The sequence below is a fragment of the Escherichia sp. 93.1518 genome, from assembly GCF_013368915.2.
GTDB classification, from domain to species: domain Bacteria; phylum Pseudomonadota; class Gammaproteobacteria; order Enterobacterales; family Enterobacteriaceae; genus Escherichia; species Escherichia ruysiae.
Genome location: NZ_JABWMT020000075.1, coordinates 1 through 2,010, shown reverse-complemented (window position 1 = coordinate 2,010; position 2,010 = coordinate 1). Strand labels below are relative to the sequence as shown.

Genomic DNA, 2,010 nt, shown 5'->3' with positions numbered 1-2,010 from the left:
GTTTTATTAAATGCTTTTATTTACATTATGCTTATTCGAATCATGTATAAAGAGATGTTTATAGCTATTATTTCTCTTATAAAAAAATAAGGATTGAAATGAACAATAAAATTATCCCAGTAACGCAACCTTCTTTACCAGAACTTGCGGAATTCACACCTTACTTGGAAAAGATATGGCAAAATAAATGGTTGACAAATAATGGACCATTTCATCAAGAACTGGAAGACAAATTATGCGAGTTTTTGGGAGTACAACATATATCTCTTTTTAACAACGCAACTATTGCATTAATCACAGCTTTACAAGCACTAAGAATAACAGGTGAAGTAATAACAACCCCATATTCATTTGTTGCAACATCACATGCCATTCTATGGAATGGACTTACACCTGTGTTTGTCGATATTGAAAATGGTGGATATAACATTGATTACAAAAAAATAGAACAGGCCATTACGCCAAAAACATCAGCTATTTTACCTGTCCATTGCTATTCAACGCCATGTAACGTCGAAGAAATTCAAAAAATAGCAGATAATTATGGTTTGAAAGTAATCTACGATGCAGCACATGCATTTGGTGTGAATTTTAAAGGGGAAAGTATACTTAACTATGGTGATTTATCAATTCTAAGTTTTCATGCGACGAAAGTATTTAATACCTTTGAAGGCGGAGCAATTATTAGCCCTGATGCAAAAACTAAGTTGCGGATAGATCGATTAAAAAATTTTGGTATTGCCGATGAGGTGACTGTAACAGCACCAGGAATAAATGGTAAAATGAGTGAAATTAATGCTGCATTTGGGCTTGTTCAGTTAAAACATATTGAAGAGTCAATATATAAGCGGAAAATGATCGATAATCTTTATCGGAAATTACTTAAAGGGATTCCGGGGATTACTATTTTTCCAGAAAATAAAAATGCAAACAGTAACTATTCATATTTTCCTGTTCTCATAGATGACGGTTTCCATATGAGTCGCGACCAGGCGTATGAATTACTTAAGAAAAATAATATTCTATCTCGAAAGTATTTTTATCCATTAATCAGCAATATGCCTATGTATCGAGGGTTGATGTCAGCAAGTGTAGATAACCTACCAATAGCCAATAATGTTGCAGATAAAGTGCTTTGCTTGCCAATTTATAAGGATTTAAATGAAGACATTGTTGTAAAAATAGCAAAATTATTATTGGGTAAATCGTGATATGCCGCATTTAGATGAAGTACAGCTAAAAAAAATGGGTTTTAAAAGCGTCGGATATAATGTAAGGATTTCAGATAAAGCTTCTTTTTATGGATGTGGCAACATTAGTATTGGAAATAATGTAAGGATAGATGATTTTTGCGTACTTTCAGCTGGAGAAGGTGGTATTGATATACACGATTATATTCATATAGCCGTATACTCTTCAATTATTGGAAGAGGAAAAGTAACAATATCTGACTATGCAAATATATCATCTCGCGTGTCAATATATTCCAGCAATGATGATTACTCTGGTAATTATATGACTAATCCAGTTGTTCCTGATGAATATACTAATATACATAGCGGACCAGTGTTTATAGGCAAACATGTCATCATAGGTTGTGGAAGTATTGTTCTTCCTAATGTCATTTTACATGAAGGTGCAGCTATTGGAGCTCTTTCCATCGTCAAAGAGGATTGTGAATCATTTACGATAAATGTAGGTATACCTGCTAAACCAATATCTGAAAGAAGTAAAAAATTATTGGAGCTTGAGCCTGTTTTTAAGTCAAGTATTATTGGAGATAATTTGTGAAAGTTCATATTTATTTTCGGCATACGGATATTAGTCGAACAACTAAAAATAATCGACCTGAGTGGTTTAGCCATGAAAAGTGCTTTGTAAATCTGATTAATACGATTAAAAATTCTAAATATAAAGATCAAATAGCATTTAATTTTATATTTGATGGTTCACTAAACGTTGCTTCTTTAGATCCGTTATATCAGTGTTTTGAAAAAATCGATCTAAATA

Annotated in this window: 2 protein-coding genes and 1 pseudogene; all 3 read left to right on the top strand. The window is 32.3% G+C overall.

Translation table 11 applies throughout. The features are described 5' to 3' along the window. The first annotated feature begins 98 nt into the window (after positions 1-98). Positions 99-1,211 carry a dTDP-4-amino-4,6-dideoxy-D-glucose aminotransferase VioA gene (vioA, locus tag HEN21_RS22400; protein ID WP_176251832.1) on the top strand — a complete coding sequence of 371 codons (1,113 nt, stop codon included), beginning with the start codon at positions 99-101 and terminating at the stop codon, positions 1,209-1,211. 1 nt (position 1,212) lies between these two features. Beyond that, a complete protein-coding gene (vioB, locus tag HEN21_RS22395) occupies positions 1,213-1,791 on the top strand; it encodes a dTDP-4-amino-4,6-dideoxy-D-glucose acetyltransferase VioB (protein WP_176251833.1) in 579 nt (192 codons plus the stop codon). Continuing rightward, positions 1,788-2,010: pseudogene (locus tag HEN21_RS22920) on the top strand (glycosyl transferase); the annotation flags it as partial. The gene vioB and the pseudogene HEN21_RS22920, both read left to right, overlap by 4 nt.